The sequence below is a fragment of the Dellaglioa sp. BT-FLS60 genome (assembly GCF_054941065.1).
Map to the genome: position 1 here is coordinate 240,249 of NZ_JBSOLI010000036.1, position 22,777 is coordinate 263,025.

Below are 22,777 nucleotides of genomic sequence, written 5' to 3' on the forward strand. Positions count from 1 at the left end.
TTTGTACAATTTTTCCAGTATAGCAAAATAATCTAAGCAATACCAAGACAAATAAAAAGAAGACTGAAATTTTAGTCTTCTTTACCTTTTATAAATGCATAACAGCTAGTAATCCAACTATAAATTTTCCAATTAACGAATCTGCTGGATACCAAAATACTATTTCTTTCGAAAAAAAGTCAATCGTTAAATCGTCATGTATTCCTCCACCGGTTGCTAGTGACACGCCTGTATTAATAGCTATTATACAAATAATTAGGAACAAAATATAGCCTATTATCTTGATTATTAATTGACGATTAATAACCACCCTCGTTGGTGCTTGACTCCATAAAAGTCCTCCCAGTATAGCGAGCATTATTATTAGCCGTACTCCAAGAACTATTATTGTTTGATAGGTCATCCTCAGTTGTCCGTCACCATAGGACCATAATAATCCATCAAATATTACACCAATGATTCTTATTGAATAAAGAAGAATAACATATCTTTGTACATTTTTTGTAGCCCTTTTAGTCATCAAGAATCTAATCGACAATATTATTAATCCTAGACCACTGAGAGTAATCGTAATCGTTGAAATATATGATATTGATCTAAGATACTGCCAACCATTATCAAACCCGCCCATCATATCGCCCATACCGACAAATAAACAGTTAATCATCCAACCCAAAATCAACAAAATAAAGAAAGTTTTTTTCAGTGCTTTTGCTTGTATCATCTTAATTAGAACTCCCTTACATTTTTGTATGAATCAGTCGATATTTAATAATTTTACTTCGACCGTGACGCCCAACATTAGCTCTTCTTAACCTTTTATGAAGATGAGAATCCGAGTGAGCTGTATAATAAACTTTATGGTTGGTTTTATAATGTACAACTACTGTACGAAACCATTTATCTTTTTTATCATAAAATTGAATCATATCACCCTCTTTAGCATGCTTTCTGATAGATTTTTGTATCTTATAAGTTGCATGACTCATTCTTTTATACTTTGTCCAATGTGTCCACGACGATCCTACCGCCGTCCAACTACTTGTATACTTATGAAAATAAAAGTAATTATATAAATACCATGCCTTGGTAGAATTAACACGTCCCGATTTTTTCTTAAATTCTTACTTCTCTTGTATTTTACATTCATAATTTGTGAAGCATAGTTTGTGCAATCTGAGCTAAATCCAAATCCGTATTTATGATTCACATGATTCCAATGTTTTCTTTCATAATAAAATGCCTTTTTCCTCGTCCCACGTCTTTTCGCAGCGTACACTGTCTGTTTTTCTGTATGACCACTTGTAAATACCGAAGTCCTACATTTAACATCATCAACAGAAATCACTTTATCTTTTGCGATTTTAATTTTTGTCCCTTTTTATAGTAATGAATAATAACATCATGTTTATTGATTAAAGACGTTTTAACTGAATTAAATGTTTTAGTAATTCCATCAATTTTAGTACTTACACTGTAAGCCAATGTCATCATTGCAAATTTGTCGTTTCCTTCACTCGATTCATTCGATGCTACATATGTATAATTATCTTTTGTTTGAATAATTCTTAACCAATTATCTATTTTACCCGTATATGGATTTTGACTTTGCGGTACGAAAATTTAATCAATCTTATTCCAATCGTTAGTCGGAAAATTTAAACTTTATCCAAAATCTATATCTGTAAAGGTTAATAGCCCTGAAACATTTACCGGATACAAGTTCACCTAAAACTCAACAGTTCCGCCCTCAGCCCTAATCTCCTCAATCACCTGAATAATATCAATCGTATCCTGTAAACTATGCCTGTCGCAGACACTGGCTCCTGCTTCAAATAAATCAATAAAGCCCTGAATTTCAAGTGTCATATCATCCCCAACAATAGAATACTCACGTTCAATCGCTTGCCCTTGATTTAATTCAATCATATAATCTTGAATTCTATTATACATTGGAATCGTGATACGCCCTTGCTTTCCAGTAATAATAGCTACGCGTTCTTTAGCTTCATTAATTGCGCCCTCAATAAATGCTTGACTCCCATTTTCAAAATAGAGGGTTGCCGAGAAACTTTCATCAATTCCATTTTTCATTGCCAACGTGGGTTCAATCTTCAAAATAGAAGTGCCTAAAATGTCTAACACAAAGCCAATTGGATAAGTCCCAATATCATTTAATGCGCCACCCTGCCCTTTTTGTAATAAATATGAAGTTGCTTTTTGTGTTGGAATTGCGTTGGAACAAAAGTTTGCAGATACCGTTTGAATGGGGCCAATTAGCACTAGGTCTTCTTTTAAATGTGTCATTCCGACGTTAAATTTGGTTTTGAATGCCTCAACGAATAAGGTTTGATTTTCAATTGACGCCATTTCAATCTCTTTCATATCCACTGTTGTTAATACAGCCGGTTTTTCACATAAAACTGGTATTTTCAGCGCTAACGCCTTTAATGACCACTCTTTGTGCAAGATATGAGGTAACGCAATATAAACGCCATCAATCGTGTCATCCTCTAAAACAGCTTGGTAAGAATCATAAACGCTTATCTTTGGATTCTCTGCTTTAAACACGACATCGTTATCTAATGACTTCGAACCAATAGCCGTCACTTGCCCATTTTGCGTATATTGAATACTTCTAAAAAATCGCTTTGCGATATTTCCGTAGCCAATTATGCCAAAATTCATTATCATTCCTCATTTCTTTTTAAACGTTTTCAAATTTTATTATAAATGACTAACCTACTAGGCGCCAACCTTAATTTTAAGCAAAAAAATAACACTCAACAAAGTGAATGTCATTACTTAACCCACAATCTCAATCTGATTTCCTTCGGGATCCAAAATAACAGCTTCATAATAGCCATCACCCGTTGTCCGAGGCCCACTAATAACGTCAATCCCAGCCGTTTTCAAATCAGCAACTAGCTGGTCAACCATTGCGTGACTCCCGACAGAAAATGCCAAATGAGCATAGCCAAATCCAGCAGAATACTGCTTTGTAATATCCGTTCTCGTCATAATTTCCAACCGCTCTTGACCATCCGGGAAACGCATAAAATAAGATGAAAAGCCTTTGGTCACATTATCGTAACGTTCACCAAAAGTTGCTTGAAAATGCGTAACATAAAAATCACGCATCCCTTCTAGATTCTTCACCCATAAGCCAATATGTTCAATTTTCATTCATTTTATGCCTCCGGCGTTTCAATTGGAAAAACTAATTCAAACTCTTCACATAAAACAGGCGTTTTTTCATCAAATTTCTTGTGAACACTTTCTAAATCTTCTTCAAAAAAGGGTTCATGAATGCTGCGCCAGTAAGCCAAAGTTCGGTCATCTTCACCTTCAAGGAAAGCATGTTCTTCAGTAACTTCGTTAAATGGTGTAACGTAAACTTTAGTCGTTTTTGTAATCGCCATTGGATTATCTTTATAATCCACAATCACGTTATAATCGCCAACTTTAGGCAATGGTTCTTCATCAAAATATAGTCCATAAGCTGATGACGTTGCCGTTTTAAGACCATCTAAGACTAATTGTCCTAGTTCCAACGATTGCTTTTTTGTATTGCCAAATGCCCAGGCATCATAATTGTCATGTTCAATCTTGTTTGCTTTTTTGAATGCTTGCCAATAATCATAAATTGTCATGTGAACTCTCCTTCAAGAATTTAATCTTCTGCGTTTAAAATATCTAAGAATAACTCGCCATATTTTTCCAACTTACTTTCACCAACACCTTTAACATCTAACATATCTGTTAACGTTTCTGGCATGATCTCGCACATTGAATACAACGTTTTATCCGAGAAAATAACAAATGGTGGGACACCTTGTTCTTCTGCCAGTTCTCGTCGTAATTGTCTTAACTCTTCAAATAACTCATTATCTTCTGGTAATGCCTGCTTAACTTTAACGGCCATTTTACGGGTAACTTTAGTTTCACCTTTCAAAACCCCAACACCATCTACCGCAAGCTGTAAAACTGGATATTGCCCACTTGAAGCTTGTAAGAAACCTGATGCAACCAAGTAGTCAATTAACCCGGAAACTTCTTTTTGTGATTGGTCCTTCATTAGCCCATAAGTTGGTAATTCATCGAATCTAAATTGCATGACCTTTTGCACTTTTGAACCAGTCAAAACTTGCGCAACTAACCCCTTACCAAAATGTTCACCCATTCGTTTAACACATGATAATACTTTTTGCGCATCGATCGAAATATCCTGCGCCTCTCGTGTGTCTAAACAATTACTGCAACGGCCACACTCTGGCGCTTCATCGCCAAAATAGTTGACAATTGTTTGTTGTAAACATTGTTGCGTATTCGCATATTGCGTCATTTCTTGTAATTTCAAATATTCATGTTTTTTATTAACGTCATCCATTTCAGATTGATCAATGAAAAAATGTTGAATTTGAACATCTTTTAAATTAAAAAGTAAAATGGCTTCACTGGGTAACCCATCACGTCCGGCACGCCCCGCTTCTTGGTAGTAAGCTTCCAAACTACCCGGAATTTGGTCATGGATAACAAACCGGACATTGCTCTTATCAATCCCCATACCAAAAGCATTCGTCGCAACCATAACTTGAACCCGATCATACAGGAAATCTTCCTGATTCTGACGGCGTTCGTCTTCCTTCATACCGCCATGATACATTGCTACTTTAATTTTAGCTTTTTTAATTAATTTCGTTAACCGTTCCACTTCTTTACGCGTACTGGCATAAATAATACCAGATTGTTGCTTCTGCGCTTTTAAATAATCAAGTAAAAAACGATCACTATTTTGATTTTTAACAACTTGAAAAGCTAAATTCTCACGTGAAAATCCCGTTTTAACTTCATGCGTGATTGCTAAACGTTGCATAATATCAGCGGCTACCTGTGTTGTTGCCGTAGCCGTTAGTGCGATAATCGTCGGATTTGAACTTAGTCGCTGAATCGTTTCCGTCAAACGTAAGTAGCTAGGTCGGAAATCATGCCCCCATTGTGAAATACAATGCGCTTCATCAATTGCGACGAGATCAATCTTCAACTGTGATAACTCTGCCATAAAATCATTAGAATCCAATCGTTCTGGTGAGACATACAGCAATTTAACGTCACCACGTGCTGCTTGATTGAAGCGTTCACGAACTTCCATATAATCTAACGTACTATTAATAAATGTTGCCGGAATCCCATTTTCATTTAAAGCATCAACCTGATCCTTCATTAATGAAATTAAAGGTGAAACAACTAACGTTAAACCATCTAAGATAAGTGCCGGAATTTGGTAACATAGTGACTTCCCGCCACCCGTCGGCATAATGGCTAAGACGTCTTCGCCGGCCAAAATGCCATCAATGACTTCTTGTTGACCTTGACGAAAATTATCGTAACCAAATTTTTCTTTTAAAACTGATTGTGGATTCATAGGGTCCTTTCTCTCTGCTCATTTTCCTCGATGATTCTCTCTAACTAAATTATAGCATAGGTTATTTTGGAGATATGAAAAAGATGCCTTCTCAAGTTGAGAGGCACCTTAGTTGGAACGGATTTGTTAATAAATCAAGATGCCACCGATGTTTTAGAAAATGTGTTAATCACTGCTTCAACCCGACTTAAATTAATTTTCAGCATCTCAGGATTTCGTTGCGCTGCCCTGAGCTTGGCACTATAATCGACTACAATCGTTGAATCAGTGACACTCTCTGTATCTTCAATTCGATAATAAATGTAGTCAATCGAATTCGTTTTAGGCTCAAGAATAACACTTAAGTACCAACTGTTTTGCCCAATTCTGACAGTCGACGTTTTCTTAAAGGTCCCACGATTTTTCTGTAGGGCATCTTGAATTACCCCTACTTTGACAGGTACCGTCGCAGGTATCACGCCACCAGAATAAGCATCCGCTGTATTTATTTGGACACTAGATTTTCCTAAATTAGTCTTTTTTAAATGAAACAAAATTCGCGTATTAGCTGTATTCTTTGACCCTTTGCCAACAGTCCAATCAGCGGGAACATAATAGCTTTTATGTGGCAATATTGCCGCCCCACCAACCACTTTTTTAGCTTGAACAGGTAGCCCATTTGTTCCCGCATTAATCTTATGTTTCTTTGTTAATTCAAGACTTCCAGCTGGTTGAATTTGTAAGACTTCTGCCCATTCAACTGGCTGTGTATCTTTAACTTCAATCAACGTCTTAAATCCTAAAATACCAAGAAAAAGGACTAATAAAAAGCCAATAAAAATTAATATATTATTTCTCATGTTAAATCTCACCTATTATCTATTCAGATTATTAAAACTTTTTTTCATAGTAAAACGCTAGTCCAATCGAAATGAACATCAATGTTGTGAACAGCATTGAAAAAACAATTGCTAACCACATTAACGTATTAATTTTAAAAATGGCCCACAAAATAGCAAAAATGATTGATAAACCCCAAATCATATTATACGCAATTTTCCCAATCATCGCATTCAAAGATTGTTTAATATACTGATTTCGTTCATCTTCTTCCTCTAACTGAGCTTTTTTTAACCCTTTTTTAAAAAAAGCCTTATAAAATTCTGCTACTGCAACTCCAAATGCAATAATGATGTAAAAAAGTGATTTCCCTAACTCTAACCAATCAAATGTGTCTTTAAAATTTAGATTGATTGTCCAAACGGACCCAACACCCATAACCAAAAAAAATAATCCCACAAAAAAATGTCGATAACTATAAATTTTCATCTTAACTCTCCTCCAATGCTAAGTTTTCCTTTAATTGAAATAAGTCTTCAATCTGACAATCAAACAACACACTTAAACGATACGCTAACATAATGGATGGTTTATATTTCCCTTTTTCAAGTGAAATAATCGTTCGACTGGAAACTTGAACTTTTTCAGCTAACTGTTCTTGCGTTAGCTCACGTTCCGTTCGATACTTTTTAACTTTATTTTGCATTATTAACACCTCTTGATGTGAAATGAACTTCATGTGAAGCTAACTTCATATTACGACGATTGCTTTTTAAAGTCAATCAAAAAAGAACCCTCCAAATTGGAAAGTTCTGGCTCTACAATCATTTCAGTAATGTGTCATTTTCTAAAATATACTATTTATGCTACACAGATATGAAAAAGAAGCCTTGCGTCAACAGGATTTCTCACATAGAACTGTTAAAAGGCTTCTCTTTCCTAGATTGACTACTTATTTTAATAAGTGTCACCTCTCCTCAAGAATAGCCACCATTTTTCTACTGATTTAGGATACCATATAAAAATTACTACAATCCACGTTTTATTCACTATCAGGTCTTCACAGAACCAATAGATACCTAATACTAATCTGCCAGTCTCCTTTTGATCATACAATTAAATAAATGTTGAATAAATTACAAAATAATTGTATTATGATTAGAATACAATTAGAAAACAAGGAGTTAAAAATTTTTATAGCTATTATGTCTAGCAATGATTTAGTAGAAAATATTTATAAATTTTTCCTAGTAAGGATATCAAATGAAAAAAATATTAATTTACGATATATTCTCAAATGTTATGTTAGAACTAGTAGTATGGATGATTTATTTACAATCACAGGGGTGGAGTTTAGTAGAAATTGGTTTATTAGAAGGTCTATTCACAGCTTGTCAGGTTATTTTCGAGTTACCTTCAGGGATCATTTCAGATAATATCGGTCATAAAAAGACTTTAATAATCGGTGAAATTCTTTGTATATTCTATTTATTTGGTTATTTTTTTCATTCACATTTCGTAATTTATGTGTGTTTTATTCTTTTCGCACTTGGATTGTCATTACTATCAGGGACCGATGTTTCAATATTATACGATTCAATTCCTAAACATGAAAAGAAGGAATATTTAAAATACGCTGGAATTTTTAATACTTATTCGATATTAGCAATTGCCACTGGTAATATGTTAGGCGGTTGGTTAGCTGGATATTCATGGCCATTATTATTTATCAGTGGCATTGTACTACGTTGCTTAGCGTTAATTGCAGCTATAGGTATCGATGATACAACCTTTAAAACTACCAACAAGTCAGATTCATTATCAAAAAAATCATTTATTAAAAAAGACTTTTTTTCTTTGATTTGGTCTTTCTATAAAAATAATTGGCTATTTAAAAGACTTTTAACAACTATATGTTTTGCGGATGCCGCAGTAACCTTGAGTTATCAATATGGTCCTATTATTTTAAATAAAATTAATCTATCAACACCTTGGATATCAACAATTTTCGGAATTATATCATTATTAGGGGCATTGTTATCTTTTAAAATATATGATTTCACAAAAAAGGTTTCCGAAAACAAGCTAGTTCTTTACATCTTACTCACTAGTTTATTTTTCTCATTTCTCATTATTAGTGACTACAAGCCGTTTATATTAGTAGGGCTCATTGTCGTTAATATTTTATTCGAAGCATGGATTATTTTATTAGAAAGTAACGTACAACATATTGCTACAGATCAGATTCGAGCTACTGTGTTATCTACTATTAATTTATTTTCGTCTTTCTTATTGACTATTGGTTCATTAATGATTAGTTTGCTATCAAAAAGCTACCAGGTAACTACTATAGTTGGTGGACTATGTAGCCTATTATTTGTGATTGCCATAGTTAATTATTTACCTTATTATTCCAATAAAACTAAGGGGCCATAATGATGCAATCTAATAAAAATTAGCACTTAGCCTATAATCTCACATTTCCCATCTAACTTTTACCATTTAATAGCAATTTATTTTGACCAATGATTCGCTAACAAATAACCAGTTATTCCCATACCAATAAAAAATAGTGCAAAATGAGTTGCCGTTAATGTCGGCATCGTTAAAGAAAAAATAACGACAGCAATTAACCAATTGATTATCGCCCATACAATATTTGTTGGCGCACTGGCTGGCTTTTTCCAAGGAACATCCCATTGTTGCGCCGTAATCCCTTTAATAAAATGAGGAATCCCATTTGCAAAAACAATTCCAATAATCAATGAATATAAATAAGCCATGTTAATTCCTCCAAGTCGTTTAATTTGAACACACCCTTTAATATCATAGTAGCCTCAATCTATCACTACGCAATGAGCCAGCTTTCATCCAAATCCTTATCTTTGCGGAATGCTTTTCCATGTTCATCAATCACCGCATGCCATTCACGACATAAGTTAAGTGGTACTTTTTCAGCGGCACTTGTAAAATCTGCCTGCATTTTTGCATAGGTTTTATATTCGCCAAAACCTATGCGGCCAAATAAGCGCATGGCATATTGATCCGCAATAAAGACATTCCTGCCAAACGTATACAATAAAATATCATCCGCTGTTTCCGGACCAATTCCCTTAATCGCTAAGAGTTCCTTACGTAAATCTAGTGTTGTTACCTCTTTAAAAGAGTCAAAATTAGCGTCATGTTCAGCAAACCAATTGATTAGGTTTTTGATATAGGCACTTTTTTGTTTGTAGAATCCCGCTGACCGAATGCGTTCTTGTAAGTCTTCGATGTCCATCGCTTGCAGCTTTTCAACGGTTAAATAACCGGCTAATTTATTCATCGCTTTTTCAACGTTCACACCGGTTGATTGTTGAATGAGAATCATTGTTACCCAGTCTGAGATTGGATTTTCGTTTGACCACCAATTTTGTGGCCCATAGTGGTCTGCCAAACGATTAAGCACTTTTATAATGTCTTTATCTGTTTTCATTACCGTCTCCTTTCTGAATTTACAACAAAAGGACATCCCCTACTAACAGGAAATGTCCTTACTATTATCCTTTTATTTAAATATCTTAGGACCCTTACGCATCTTAGTACGATCATTGCGAGCAGTTGCTTTTTTGTTAAAGTTACCACCATCAGTTTGTTTCTTTTTAATAATTTCTAACATTTTTTCTCTGTCTGTCTTTGCTTTATCAGCCATCAGTGTTTCCTCCTCGCTCTATTAATTAACAATTTTTTTCAAAGTTAAAGATTCATATACTGAATAAATGCCTTCAAATACAGTTGATTTCTTAATCATCAACCTGTGTCTATTTTAATCCTGTATAATTCACTAATCAGTGCCCGATTAAAATAGCTATGCTTTTAACATTATATCATTACGACTCACTTTATATCAATAGACGCATGGAAAAGTGCCAAGTTCAATCTTTATGCACAATTTCAATAAATTGTGTCCCAACTGCTTCGACAAATTCTTTATCGTGATCAATCATTAGCATTGGCGGTTGAACCATCATAATAACATCTTGAATTTGTTGCCGCGTAATGACGTCTAAATAATTCAACGGTTCATCCCAAATATACAAATTTGCTGGTTCAACCAGTGAACGACTTAGCGCTACTTTCCGCTTTTGCCCCATACTCATTTGACTAATGTCTTTCACAAACTCGTCACGTTCAAAACCTAATTTTCTTAACATATCCAACATCAAAGAATAAGAAACAGCCTTCTCTGCCGCAAATGCTTGTAAAGAACCAGCTAACCCTGCAAAATCCTGTGGTAACCAACTGACTTTTAAAGGGGCTGCCAATCTGCGTTGCCCTTGGTAATCTAAATGATCTAAAATTGCGGCAATCGTACTTGATTTACCAGACCCATTCTTACCTTGAATAATCACTCGATCTACAGTTTTTACTTTAAAATTAACCGGCTCGTTAACTCGCATTTGATTCCGCATGGCTGAAAAATTGATTACTTCTAGTAACGTCTTTTCTGACACTATTCTTTCAAAATTTAACGTTAAAGGTTCCGCCACATCAATATTTTTAAGTAATGTTTTTTTCTCATCGACTGCTTTATTAGCGCGTTTTTTGATACTCAATGCCCGCTTCATTGATTTCGCAGACTTGTGACTGATAAAGCCACGATCAGTCGCACTAGATACTTTGGCTTCCGTCTGATTAGCCCAGCCTGTTTTTTTCCGAGAGGCACCTTCTAAACGTTTAATATCACGTTGTAATTTCTCTTTTTCATTAAATTCCCAATTGTTGCGCGCCGTATTTTCTTCATCCCATGTCCGATAATTCCCTTTAAACTGACTTATTTTAGCTCGGTCGATAGAGATGACATGGTCAATCACGGTATTTAAAAAATGTCGATCATGACTAATCACAATAAATCCTGATTTCTGCCTAAGATACTCAGCAATCACCTGTCGCCCAGTGTCGTCTAGATGATTGGTCGGTTCATCAATTAATTGAAATTTTCCTCCACCAACAAATAAACTAGCTAATAATAGCTTGGTTTGTTGCCCTGGACTTAATTGATTAAATGAGTCTGTCAGAAGACTTTCGGGCAACCCAAGTTTATCCATTTCAATCAAAAACTTCCATTGATCATAATCTTCTAAATCCGTGATGCTTTTAATCACCAACCAAACGGCTTCTTCAGGTCTTGCGATAGTTTGCGGGAAATACTGAAATTCTAGGTCAGTCCTAATCCTACCTTGGTACTGCAGTTGATTCTGTAAAATTCGAAATAAAGTCGTTTTCCCACGACCATTTCTACCAATTAGACCTAACTTCCAGCTCGCATTTAACTGTAAATCAACATTTTTAAAAATTGGCGCTAATTGGCCGTCATATTGAAAACTTAATTGTTCAATTTGTATTGTTCCTATGATAATTACCTCATTTCTTGTGAGGTCGACCGTTAACCTATTCAATTTGAGTCCACAAAAAAAGAGCATACAGTTATATGCTCTTCAATCATGACGCATCAAAAAAATGACTCTTTAAGATGTGAAAAAGAATTGAAATTGCAAACCGTTTGAATAGTCAACATGCATAAATAGACACACTTCGCCCATGCGTAGCCGACAGTTATTCGATTAGCGATTTGTATTTTTCAATGTTCTTCACACTCCCTGTTTATTGATTGGTTATAGATTACTATATTTACGACAAATAGGCAAATTAATCAACTAACTATTAGATATCTTCAACACACTTTATTATTGATAAATTTACAATTAAAGTGCAACACCTAGTTAAAATAAGTCATTTTTCATCATAAAATAGAAATTGTCGAGACAGCCAAATCACCTAAAATAAAAGATTTTTAAAAGTTTGAGGTTAACACGCCTTATTAAATATTTTATCCTAGATCATTTAACAATTCATTACAAAAAAAGAAAGCTGTTATTAAATAACAGCTTTCTCAATGACAATTTCACCAACAACAGTTAACGAAGAGCTTAGAACTTTAGTTTTCAAAAACAAAACCTTTTATTCTTTGCTTATAATTCACTACCGTTCGTTTCAATCACTTGTTTGTACCAATCAAAACTATCTTTCTTGTAACGTTTCAGCGAACCATTACCATCATCATCTTGATCAACATAAATGAATCCATAACGTTTGCTCATTTCTGATGTTGAAGCACTAATTAAATCGATACATCCCCACATTGTATAGCCCATCAAATCAACGCCATCCATCACGGCTTCTTTCATTTGAATGATGTGTTCATGTAGATATTTAATTCGATATTCATCATGCACTTTACCATCAGCTTCTAACGTATCTGTTGCCCCTAGCCCATTTTCAACAATTAATAATGGGACTCTATATCGATTCCACATTTCATTTAAAGTTACCCGTAAACCGATTGGATCAATTTGCCATCCCCAATCACTTGTCTCTAAATAAGGATTTTTTTCACCATTTAGTATATTTCCAACTGATTTATCCCCCACATTATCTGCTGAAGTTACCATAGACATGTAATAACTAAAACTAATAAAATCAACTGTTCCTTCTTTAAGAATTGTTTCATCAGTTGGTTGCATATGCAATTCTACACCATTCTCACTGAGGTAACGATTCATATATTCAGGATATTCTCCACGAACTTGAACATCCGTGAAAAATAAATTTAAATTATCATTTTCTTGAGCTGCCTGAACGTCTTTTGGATTTGGTGTTAGTGGATAAGTTTGCATTCTTGCGAGCATATTCCCAATTTTAAATTCAGGATTAATTTTATGTCCTTGTTTAACAACAAGCGCACTAGCGATAAACTGATGATGCAATGCTTGATAGCGAGTTTGTAATTGTTCCTTTTCAGTCAAAGTACTATCAATTGCACCGGTTCCCATAAAGCCAAAAGTTCCTGCATTAATTTCATTAAACGTTAACCAATACTTAACTTTATCATGATATCTCTGAAATACAACATCTGCATAATGTGTAAAACTATCAATAGTATCACGACTTGCCCAACCATTCTGTTTAATTGTAAGTGCAAGTGGCATTTCATAATGTGAGAGTGTCACCACCGGTTCTATATCATATTTAGCCAATTCATCAAATACACGATCATAAAAGGCTAATCCAGCCTCATTAGGTTCTATTTCGTCTCCATTAGGAAAGATACGTGCCCATGCCATCGACATCCGGTATGCCTTAAATCCCATTTCGGCAAATAATTTAATATCTTCTTTATAATTATGATAAAAATCCACACCTCTGCGCTTTGGATAATTATCTATTGTCTTATCAGCCATAGCTTCTTCAATTGATTCCTTTGTTACTTCGTTAAATACTAACTCCATTCTATCTTCAGTCTTACGAGTAACTTCAGCAGTTGTTATTCCTTTCCCATCAACATTCCAACCACCTTCTAATTGATTTGCCGCAGTTGCGCCACCCCATAAAAAGTCATCTTTAAAACCTTTTGAATAATCTGTTTTATACATAATTGACATCTCCTTTTATTTAATACCAACCAACAACTGTTCCTTTGGAAAAATAATTCCTGATTCATTCATAGGTAAAACATCTAAAAATCCTGCTGTATTCGTCACAATAATCATAACTGTTGGATCGTAACCAGCCTTTTTTATTTCTTCAAAATCAACTGTCATAATAAGCTGTCCCATTTCAATCTTATCACCAACTTTAACTTTTGGATTAAAGAACTGTCCTTTTAATTCAACCGTATCAATTCCAACATGAACAAGTAGTTCTGTACCATCATTACCCAAAATACCAATCGCATGTTTTGAATCTGGTAACATCATAATTTCTCCAGATATGGGGGCAACAATCTCATTTGATGTTGGAATAATCGCCATTCCTTTGCCCATGATACCTTGCGCAAATGTAGGATCATTTACACTTGATAACAACTCAACTTCACCTTGAACTGGAGCATAAATTGAATGTTCAATTTTTTCATCAATATTGATTTTTTTTTCAACTTTCTCAGACTCTTCTTCGAATCCAAATATGATTGTTAATACAAATGCAAGTACAAAACTTAAAGTCAATCCTAATATAAGATAAATAACATTCATTGGATCTGTTTTACTAATAAAGACTGGTAAAGACGTTAACCCCGATAAACCAGATATTGAGAATGCTTTAACTACAAAGAAACCAACAACTCCGCCAGCAATTCCACCAGCAGCTAAAGCTGCATAAAACGGCTTTTTAAATTTTAAATTAATTCCATACATCGCGGGTTCTGTTATTCCCAATAAAGCTGATAATCCTGATGAAACAGCTAATTGGCGCGTTTCCTTATTCTTAGCACGAACTGCAACCCCAAAAACCGAACCTGCTTGTGCCATGTTTGTCACAAAATTAAGCGGCATAATTGTTTTATCATAACCAAAAGTATTAAAGTTATTCATTACTATTGGTATAAAAGCATAATGCATTCCTGTCATAACAATCAACGGAAATGTTGCTCCTAATACAATTCCAGCAAATGGCCCCGCATGAATGAACAGCCATGAAATAGCAACTGCAAGAATATTACCTGCATAAGTACCTAGTGGTCCTAATACGATTAATGTCACTGGTGCAACAATAAATAGTGTCACCATCGGTGTAAACATCATCGTTATCATATTTGGCATCCACTTTTTTACCCAATTATGAACGTAGGTCAAAAACCACGTAGCTAAAATAATCGGAATAACCGATGAAGTGTAGCTAACATATGGAATGGACAAAACACCAAATAATTTTATTGCTGTTGGCCCACCAGTCGCTAATGCAGCCACACCACTAATCATAGTTGGATACAGCATAACACCAGCTACACAAAGTGCTAAATATTCACTAGTTTTAAATTTTCTAGCAGCCGAAACGGCAATGAAAAATGGTAAGAAATAAAAGACACTATCTGAAATCATATATATAGCTTGATAAAGTCCACTTGTATCTGAAACCCATCCTAACGTAACTATTAACGCTAATATTCCTTTAATTAAACCAGTTCCTGCTAAAGCTGGAACTATTGGCGTAAAAATCCCAGAAATAATATCCATCACTCTTGAAATAATACTTTCTTTAGGACCATCACTTCTTTTCTTTGAAGAACTTGAACTTATACCATCCAATTTTTTATCAACCTCTTCAAAAACAGCTTCAACGCTATTCCCTATAATGACTTGAAACTGATCACCTGAAAATTGAGCCCCCATAACACCTTTAATTTTTTTAATTTCATCTATTTTTACTGCATCTTTTTCATTCAAATTAAATCTTAATCTAGTAACACAGTGCCATGCATTTCCGATATTTTCTTTACCACCAACGTTTTTAATGACTTCATTAGCAATTTCTGCATTTTTACTCATCCCATTAAATCTCCTTTCTAACTCTAGAAATATATTCATATTTAAGTTATTTCCAGTCTCTGGCCAAAATCCTGAAAATAAAAACACCCAAATACTTTTCAAAGATTACTAATTTTGTTACTAGTCTTTGAAAAATATTTGGGTAATGCCTGATCGAATCAGTTACAATCCTAAATACTTGTTTATTCTCTTGTCAAACGCCAAATATGTAGCGTTAAGTACATCATTTCGTTATTCGAAATATCCCAATTTTTATTTGTTTTTAAATATAGTCTAATTTTATCTGCTGCTTGGTGAGCTCGTGGATATTTTTCTTTAATGACAGTACTAATCATCGGATCTAATTCTTTACTATTGATATCATTATTCAATTGACGAATCATAAAATATCTTAAATGTGTTAAAAATCTGGCATAATTTATAGAGCTACTATCTAATTTCATTTGAAAATGATAACTAATAATTTCCAATATTTGATTAACCATTGCAGTTAGTTCAATAGTATCTTCCAGTGGCGTTTCTTTGTTTTGCGCACTAACATAATGATATGTAAAGAAAGTCAATTCACTCTTCGGCAATTCAATATTGGTTCGTTCTTTAATATAATCTAATGATTTTTCAGCTGCCTTATATTCTTTAGGATACAAGCTCTGAACTTCCCAACGAAATTCATTTGGATAATTATTCCCTTGTTTAGTCCGCTCTAGTGCAAAATTAAGATGATCAGCCAATGCTAAATAGTTATAGTTACTAAATATAATTCCTAAATATTCAGCTACTTGGTCGCTCACGTCTGTAGCAAGCTGTAACGTATTACCATCAATTTGATTAATGATATTGGAGATACTTTGATGATTTTCAAGTTCACCCTGCGCTTTAAATCGACGATCAATTTCTTTTGCTTCAATCGAGCTATCAACTTCCTTACCAAAGCCAATTCCTTTTCCAAGAAGAATCCACTCAATATTATTTTCATCTTTTGCTAATGCAACATTATTATTTATTTTCTTGATGAAATACATTTTATGCCCTCCTCATAAAAAAATTACCTACCAATAGCCATATAAAATGACTATCAGTAGGTAATGCCTGATCGAATCAGTTACAATCCTTATCTGATGTACTCATCATAGCAGTGAAAGAAAGCGCTGTCAATAATTATTTTAAATTACTAAATTTAAAATTCAATATCAAACTGATAGGCAATATCTTTAGCCGCATCAATTTGATATCCAGCCTCAACATCACTACCCCAACTATCAATCCCACCCACACCTCGAACGGCACCAAAAATCGATAGGACTGTTCGGTGTGCTGCTGGTAATTCGCTATGATGGGTCGCATTCTCCAACTCCTCAGCCGTGTATGGCAAGCATGAAAACGCAATTGGCTGATCAATCGCGCTAAATTTTAGTCCAGTTTCAGGTACCTGCTGAACACGATTATCTAATACAGCCTGTCGATAAACCGTCACCCAATCCGTTTGCATATGCATCCCACAATCTTGTGGCACTAAATATGGCGTCACAGGCAACCCCTGGACTTCATATTGACCTGGAATACCACCCGCCATTCGATCTGGATACGTTTCACCTGACAGCCCCTGATAAGTAAAACGAGTTGCTGGTGTTGGCATGACAAATCGTAAGCCAAAAACAGGTAATGCTGGTAACTCGGCTTGTCCTTTGTAGGCGACTGCGACATTCATTTTACCAGATGGCTCAATTGTATACGTCACAACCACTTGAGTCTGTGGCACAGTAATTGTCTTGTAGGTGTAACTCACTGCGACTTTTTCAGCAACCTCATAATTCGTATAACGATTATTTTCAGGCGCAATCGGCAACTTAATCGGCTGATTGTTAATCGCCACAGTAACCGATTCACATTTAATAAACTGATCTGCCGCCAACCACATCCCTGATTCCAATGGGAAGTGACTGCCACGATCATTATCAGTTGTTGCTCGCCAAAAAGTTGGTTTTGGTGAGCGGTAAAGCCATTCTTTGCCTTGAATTCTAAAAGATTCAGGACCACCCGTTTGATACGAGAAAATATAATGGAAATCCTCTCCTTTTAAGCCAAGTGTCACATCCCCGTAAATCACAGCTAACTGTTTATTTGTCTGTTCCATAGTAGTATTTAACCTCCTGCATGGCTGGCTTTTCATTTCGTGTTGCAAAAACAAGTCCGTCACCTGAAAATTCATAATCCGATGGTCGGTCATCAAAATCGCCACCGTAACGCAATTCAGATTGACCTGTCACAGAATCTTTAACCAATAAAGCCTGATCAATAAAGTCCCAGATAAAGCCACCTTGATAAGACTCATATTGTTGCAACAAATCTATATATGATTTCATCCCACCTAGTGAATTGCCCATATCATGCATATATTCACATAAAATAAACGGTTTTTGTGGCTCATTATCTAAATAGTCTTTAATTTCTGTCGGCGTCGCATACATCCGACTTTCAACATCCGAAATAACATCCTTGTATTCAGGCGCACGGAAAACACCTTCATAGTGCACTAATCGGGTTGAATCTCGTTGTTTATAATAGTCATTCATCTTCGCCAAGACATCCCCAGCATATGATTCGTTACCCAATGACCAAAATAGAACTGAGGGATGATTTTTAAAGAGTTCAAAATTACTTTTAGCACGGTCTAAAACTGCTGGCTCCCACTCATCAACTGATCCTGGTACATTCCAAGACGGTTCGATTGCTCCCATCTTCTGCCAAGATCCGTGTGATTCTAAGTTTGTTTCAGCCATCATATAAATACCAGCTTCATCACAACGATTATAAAAAGATAACCGATCTGGATAATGCGATGTCCGGACTGCATTGATATTATTGCGTTGCATGCAGGCTACATCCCATGCTTCATCAGCATCTGAAATCGTCCGTCCCATTTCAGGATTCCATTCGTGTCGATTAACACCATTAATAATCAAACGTTCACCATTTAATAACATCACGCGGTTCTTAATCTCGATTTTACGAAATCCAACGGGTTGCTGAACGATTTCGATTAATTGTCCATCAGACGTTAAAACTTCTAATTGTAAAGTGTATAAGTAAGGCCGTTCATTCTGCCAAGCCGTCACGATTTTGTCTAAATCATAATGGTGTTTAACAGTTGAATCACTCACCAATTCATCACTAAATAAAATTGTTTCATGGTCTTTAAAAGTCACTTTTACCCGTTGTTTCGGTCCACTAAAGTGAAGTTGTAACGCTAATTCCCCAGTTTGATGTTCAACATCATAATCAGGAATGACCCATAAATCATCTAAGTGAGTCACTGGTTGCGCTAATAAGGTGACATCACGAAAAATCCCGAAGAAACGGAAGAAATCTTGGTCTTCAATGAAAGCTGCAGAACTTCGTTTATGAACTTCAACCGCCAAACAGTTATCTTTTGCTTTTAAATAAGGGGTTAAATCGAATTCAGATGGCGTGAAACTATCTTCTGCATAACCTAAAAAATGACCGTTTAACCAGACATACATTGCCTGTTCGACTCCTGAAAAACGTAAGATAACGCGTTGATTTTGAAGTGCTGATGCTAAATCAAAATGTTTCAAATAAGACCCCACTGGATTATACGCAGCTTCACTAAACATTCCGGTATAATGATCCTGATTAAACTCTGAAAACGCAGGACGTCGGTATTCATGCCCTTCCCACGGATACATCGTATTAATATAGTGTAATTGTTCATACCCCGCTAATTCAATATGTTGTGGAACTTTGATTGAATCAAATTGACTCGCATCAAAATCCGGTTGATAAAACGTTTTCAGACGACTCGCTGAATTGGGACTATAGCTGAATTGCCACGTCCCATTCAAAGATTGTTCAAAAGAACTGTTTTGAAGTGCTAATTCTGATTCATTTGCGTAGTATCGATGATCACTATGTGCTGGTAACTGACCAACTCGAAAAACCGTTGGTGTATCTAGCCATTCAATTTTTGGTATCATTATATAGCCTCCGTTTAATTTAAAACGCTTTCATTAAAAAGTATAATCACTTAAACTCTTAATGTCAAAATAACTCAAAAAAGCCGACACATAGTTGTATCGACTAAAAATTAAAGATTATTAAAGTAACTAAATTTTAATTAACTTTATAATAAACATCTGACTCAGCGACTCGTGCAGATAATACCTCTTGTGATGAAACTGCTACAATTTTATCTTTATCAATACTTCCTGCCAATAAGTCGCCCATTTTTCCTGATGGTAAAAATAAAATATTTAAACCCGATCGATCAACTACTCCTTTTAACTTTAACACTTCATCCGTCATAGTTGCTTTCAATTCTTTTTTATATTTTGTTTCATCACCACTTTTGTAGAGTCCTGCTAATTCTGGTTTCCCGTTTGCTAAATTATACTCAGGAATATTTACTGTTAAATGTTTTATATTTCCGGCTTGATTAAAACCAGTAATATCTGTAAATTTCATAACATTATCGGTCACATTAATTGTATGACCACGTTTATTTTTCCAGGTTCCCTTGATACTTGAATAATTACCGGCTTCAATTTTATTAGTATCCATTTTAACTGTATCTGTGGAACTAGTCTTCATACTTGTTTTAGTAGTAGAAGCGCTCTCTTTATTTTTTTCAAAAACCTGTTGGTAACTATTGTTACTTGTCCAGATAACAACTCGATCCTTTGAATTATCAATAGAAGTAGGGGCACTATCTCCAGTATTAGCCATTGCTACACCTTTAGGATAAAAAGAAACATTCCATAATATTGTAGCCATTTGATCATCGGAATCTGCTGTTAAATACCCGTTTTGTTCTTTAAATTTCAAAGCTACGTTACCATTATTATCTATTAATGTATTTCCCTGTAATTTCATTGCTGACCCATCAATAATTTCGCTAGCTTTAACTGAAAGTTTTTCACCCACTCCGGCAGACCAAGTAGACCCTTCTCCATTCTGATGGTTAGTAGATACTGCTACTTCTTCCCAATTACCCAATAAACTCGTATAATTCCCTTGCTGAATCTGTGATAAATTCATCGATGGACTGGTAGCTTTGGGTTTTACAGATTCTTGTTCTTTTACTTGTTCTTTTGACTGATTTAACGTATTAACTTTTTTCTCATATGTTTTCTTTAACTGACTAATCTTTGATTTAACTTTTTTAAGCGTTTTTTTATTATAAACAGTCAAATCTTGTATTTCTACTCTTTTAGAAAGTACCTTTAATGTGTTCTCCTTTATCGTAATATCTCTAGTTGTTGCTTCAGCAATATTTGTTATCTTACTATCTTCAAAACTTTTTTCATTTTTATCTATCAACAATTTTCTAGCTTGATAGATAGAATCATCATACCGTTTTATTACTTTTTTATTCTTTTTTGTTCCTGCTTTATATTCATCTGCCTCTTTGATAAGTTTTTCTAAATCTTTGAATTGTTTACTCTCATTTTTTTCTTTATTAAAAGCAATTTTCTTTTTATCTATTCCTTTTAATTGTTCCTCTATCTTTGGCCCATTTTCTTGCTTCTGATTATATATGTAAAATGCACCACCCAAAATAACTATAATTGCTACAATCCATATAACTTTTTTACTCTTCATCCCTATTACCCCCGTAATTTATTAATTCTTATAAGTACGTTGATCTGTAAAAAAACAACCTATCGACTAGCATCTCATGTTTATACTATAGATTATAGCTATTAATAACAACATAATTTAATTGTGAAATTACATCCTGCATATCTCTATTAAAATAAGGGGGCAATTTCCTTCAAAGTATAGGAAATAGGTCTCTTATCATTTATTACATATTTAACTTTTTATTAAAAGTTCACAATTAATGCCGCTAAATTTATTTTTTATCGTATGTTGTCCCTTTTACTAAGCCCCTTAACCATTTGATGGACCGAATGATTTTTTATCATGTAACACTATTGCCGTCGCGTGATATCGCCTAATTTGATTTTGGGTTTTCTATCCAAAATCGTGTAAGCCTTTTTATGAATAGTTTAAGTTTACTCAAGAGTGTTAAATGTAATTTAATTCTACTTTTTCATAATCAATATAACTAAAGTAAATACTAAAAAGGGCACTAATTATTCTTTAATATATTTACGTTTAAGGATTTCTTTTAACCCGTTTTTGCTATTTTTAGCCGTTAATATATTTTCCCCGTGTGGTCTAGCTTGTAAGCTAATAATACTAAATGCTTTTTTACCATTTATAAGTTTTGCCTCCGTAGTAATACCTGCAAGTTTCATTTTAATTTTATTACCTGAAACTGTATACGTTCCCGCCGGTCCAGCAATTTTTCCATCCACAGTTTGTTCAACTGTATTATTCTTGAAAATATACGTATTTGATTTATACGTATATTTTCCATCTAAGGTACTTGAACCACATGCCGAAAGAGTGATCATTCCCAGTACGATCATAAATCCCATAATAATTTTATTTTTCATTTATTCTCTCCAAATTTTATTTAAGCAGACTTTCTTTTTAGAAGCATTCCCATCTAAATACATTTTAAGCTCAAAACTTAGTTCTATTTCTGAATTTAATTTTTAAAAGAAATTTTCAATTACATAATAACCTACAATGGTTGCTATCAAGGCTGCTATAGCTGCTGCCGTTAAAGAAAAAGGAATCAGTGCAGCAAATACTCCTAAAAGGATAAATTCAGAAAGACCAATAGCACGAGTTACAGATTGGTATTTTACAGTTTCCGTTCCAGTCCATGGATTTAAGCCTTTATTTTTTAATAGATACGCATTGATAGCAATTAATACCATGGCTATCAAGCTTATATAAAAAGAAGTCCTAGTATTAAAAAAACTATTCATGTAATTAGAAGTTAAATAACCCTCAATATACGGAGTAGCATAAACAAGCGTTATCCAAATCATTATTGTCCACCGCTTAAATCCATTTAATGAATTTATTATTATATTATATTTTTGATTTTTATCTTTCAAAAATCCCCTTATAAGAATTTTCCAAATAACAACAACTGGTAATGCTAATATTACCAGTATAATCCCCACTATAACAGCTCCTATCAGCAAGAAACACCCCGTCGCATCGTCTGACGTGCTACTGCTTGATACTTGTTCGTACTCATTTCCAGCTCTGTCTCTTAAAGTCATAA

General features: G+C 34.5%; 23 protein-coding genes. 1 reads left to right on the forward strand and 22 read right to left on the reverse strand.

Annotation, left to right across the window (positions count from 1 at the left end; all coding sequences use genetic code 11):
• Positions 1-88: 88 nt before the first annotated feature.
• The 10 genes from ACVQ8P_RS08440 to ACVQ8P_RS08485 all read right to left on the reverse strand — a co-directional run bounded on the left by ACVQ8P_RS08440 (position 89) and on the right by ACVQ8P_RS08485 (position 6,950).
• Entirely contained in the window at positions 89-724 is a 636-nt protein-coding gene (locus ACVQ8P_RS08440; protein ID WP_462298778.1) for a hypothetical protein, read from the reverse strand.
• Positions 725-740: 16 nt separating this feature from the next.
• Positions 741-989, reverse strand: a complete 249-nt coding sequence (locus tag ACVQ8P_RS08445; protein WP_462298779.1) for a hypothetical protein — start codon at positions 987-989, stop codon at positions 741-743.
• A 35-nt stretch (positions 990-1,024) separates the two neighbouring features.
• A complete protein-coding gene (locus ACVQ8P_RS08450) occupies positions 1,025-1,348 on the reverse strand; it encodes an amidase domain-containing protein (RefSeq protein WP_462298780.1) in 324 nt (107 codons plus the stop codon).
• A 380-nt stretch (positions 1,349-1,728) separates the two neighbouring features.
• Entirely contained in the window at positions 1,729-2,688 is a 960-nt protein-coding gene (locus ACVQ8P_RS08455) for a Gfo/Idh/MocA family protein (RefSeq protein WP_462298781.1), read from the reverse strand.
• A 117-nt stretch (positions 2,689-2,805) separates the two neighbouring features.
• Positions 2,806-3,186: a VOC family protein gene (locus tag ACVQ8P_RS08460; RefSeq protein ID WP_462298782.1), complete on the reverse strand. Its 381-nt coding sequence runs from the start codon at positions 3,184-3,186 to the stop codon at positions 2,806-2,808.
• Positions 3,187-3,191: 5 nt separating this feature from the next.
• Complete coding sequence (locus tag ACVQ8P_RS08465) at positions 3,192-3,653, reverse strand: ASCH domain-containing protein (RefSeq protein WP_462298783.1); 462 nt, start codon at positions 3,651-3,653, stop codon at positions 3,192-3,194.
• A gap of 20 nt (positions 3,654-3,673) precedes the next feature.
• A complete protein-coding gene (recQ, locus tag ACVQ8P_RS08470) occupies positions 3,674-5,425 on the reverse strand; it encodes a DNA helicase RecQ (protein WP_462298784.1) in 1,752 nt (583 codons plus the stop codon).
• Between the two features lie 134 nt (positions 5,426-5,559).
• Positions 5,560-6,264: a hypothetical protein gene (locus ACVQ8P_RS08475; protein WP_462298785.1), complete on the reverse strand. Its 705-nt coding sequence runs from the start codon at positions 6,262-6,264 to the stop codon at positions 5,560-5,562.
• 31 nt (positions 6,265-6,295) lie between these two features.
• Positions 6,296-6,733, reverse strand: a complete 438-nt coding sequence (locus tag ACVQ8P_RS08480; RefSeq protein WP_462298786.1) for a hypothetical protein — start codon at positions 6,731-6,733, stop codon at positions 6,296-6,298.
• Position 6,734: 1 nt separating this feature from the next.
• The gene (locus ACVQ8P_RS08485; RefSeq protein WP_462298787.1) at positions 6,735-6,950 is read right to left on the reverse strand and encodes a helix-turn-helix transcriptional regulator; all 216 of its coding nucleotides are present in this window, start codon (positions 6,948-6,950) and stop codon (positions 6,735-6,737) included.
• A 557-nt stretch (positions 6,951-7,507) separates the two neighbouring features.
• On the opposite strand from ACVQ8P_RS08485, the gene ACVQ8P_RS08490 reads away from it, so the two are divergent.
• Positions 7,508-8,680 carry an MFS transporter gene (locus ACVQ8P_RS08490; protein WP_462298788.1) on the forward strand — a complete coding sequence of 391 codons (1,173 nt, stop codon included), beginning with the start codon at positions 7,508-7,510 and terminating at the stop codon, positions 8,678-8,680.
• Between the two features lie 77 nt (positions 8,681-8,757).
• On the opposite strand, the gene ACVQ8P_RS08495 is transcribed toward ACVQ8P_RS08490, so the two are convergent.
• The 12 genes from ACVQ8P_RS08495 to ACVQ8P_RS08550 form a co-directional block, all read right to left on the reverse strand.
• The gene (locus tag ACVQ8P_RS08495; protein WP_462298789.1) at positions 8,758-9,027 is read right to left on the reverse strand and encodes a hypothetical protein; all 270 of its coding nucleotides are present in this window, start codon (positions 9,025-9,027) and stop codon (positions 8,758-8,760) included.
• A gap of 65 nt (positions 9,028-9,092) precedes the next feature.
• Positions 9,093-9,719 carry an endonuclease III domain-containing protein gene (locus ACVQ8P_RS08500; RefSeq protein WP_462298790.1) on the reverse strand — a complete coding sequence of 209 codons (627 nt, stop codon included), beginning with the start codon at positions 9,717-9,719 and terminating at the stop codon, positions 9,093-9,095.
• Positions 9,720-9,791: 72 nt separating this feature from the next.
• Positions 9,792-9,935 carry a hypothetical protein gene (locus ACVQ8P_RS08505; protein ID WP_057974603.1) on the reverse strand — a complete coding sequence of 48 codons (144 nt, stop codon included), beginning with the start codon at positions 9,933-9,935 and terminating at the stop codon, positions 9,792-9,794.
• A gap of 223 nt (positions 9,936-10,158) precedes the next feature.
• Positions 10,159-11,637: a ribosomal protection-like ABC-F family protein gene (abc-f, locus tag ACVQ8P_RS08510; protein WP_462298843.1), complete on the reverse strand. Its 1,479-nt coding sequence runs from the start codon at positions 11,635-11,637 to the stop codon at positions 10,159-10,161.
• 618 nt (positions 11,638-12,255) lie between these two features.
• Positions 12,256-13,716 carry a glycoside hydrolase family 1 protein gene (locus ACVQ8P_RS08515; protein ID WP_462298791.1) on the reverse strand — a complete coding sequence of 487 codons (1,461 nt, stop codon included), beginning with the start codon at positions 13,714-13,716 and terminating at the stop codon, positions 12,256-12,258.
• A gap of 15 nt (positions 13,717-13,731) precedes the next feature.
• Positions 13,732-15,609 carry a beta-glucoside-specific PTS transporter subunit IIABC gene (locus tag ACVQ8P_RS08520; RefSeq protein ID WP_462298792.1) on the reverse strand — a complete coding sequence of 626 codons (1,878 nt, stop codon included), beginning with the start codon at positions 15,607-15,609 and terminating at the stop codon, positions 13,732-13,734.
• A gap of 182 nt (positions 15,610-15,791) precedes the next feature.
• Positions 15,792-16,631 carry a PRD domain-containing protein gene (locus tag ACVQ8P_RS08525; RefSeq protein ID WP_462298793.1) on the reverse strand — a complete coding sequence of 280 codons (840 nt, stop codon included), beginning with the start codon at positions 16,629-16,631 and terminating at the stop codon, positions 15,792-15,794.
• 155 nt (positions 16,632-16,786) lie between these two features.
• Positions 16,787-17,743 carry a beta-galactosidase small subunit gene (locus ACVQ8P_RS08530; RefSeq protein WP_462298794.1) on the reverse strand — a complete coding sequence of 319 codons (957 nt, stop codon included), beginning with the start codon at positions 17,741-17,743 and terminating at the stop codon, positions 16,787-16,789.
• Positions 17,727-19,604, reverse strand: a complete 1,878-nt coding sequence (locus ACVQ8P_RS08535) for a glycoside hydrolase family 2 TIM barrel-domain containing protein (RefSeq protein ID WP_462298795.1) — start codon at positions 19,602-19,604, stop codon at positions 17,727-17,729. Before ACVQ8P_RS08535 ends, ACVQ8P_RS08530 begins: the two co-directional genes overlap by 17 nt.
• Before the next feature lie 136 nt (positions 19,605-19,740).
• Positions 19,741-21,228 carry a DUF6287 domain-containing protein gene (locus tag ACVQ8P_RS08540; protein WP_462298796.1) on the reverse strand — a complete coding sequence of 496 codons (1,488 nt, stop codon included), beginning with the start codon at positions 21,226-21,228 and terminating at the stop codon, positions 19,741-19,743.
• Positions 21,229-21,725: 497 nt separating this feature from the next.
• Positions 21,726-22,091 carry a hypothetical protein gene (locus tag ACVQ8P_RS08545; protein WP_462298797.1) on the reverse strand — a complete coding sequence of 122 codons (366 nt, stop codon included), beginning with the start codon at positions 22,089-22,091 and terminating at the stop codon, positions 21,726-21,728.
• 102 nt (positions 22,092-22,193) lie between these two features.
• Positions 22,194-22,775, reverse strand: coding sequence for a hypothetical protein (locus tag ACVQ8P_RS08550; RefSeq protein ID WP_462298798.1), 582 nt, complete (start codon positions 22,773-22,775; stop codon positions 22,194-22,196).
• Positions 22,776-22,777 lie beyond the last annotated feature (2 nt).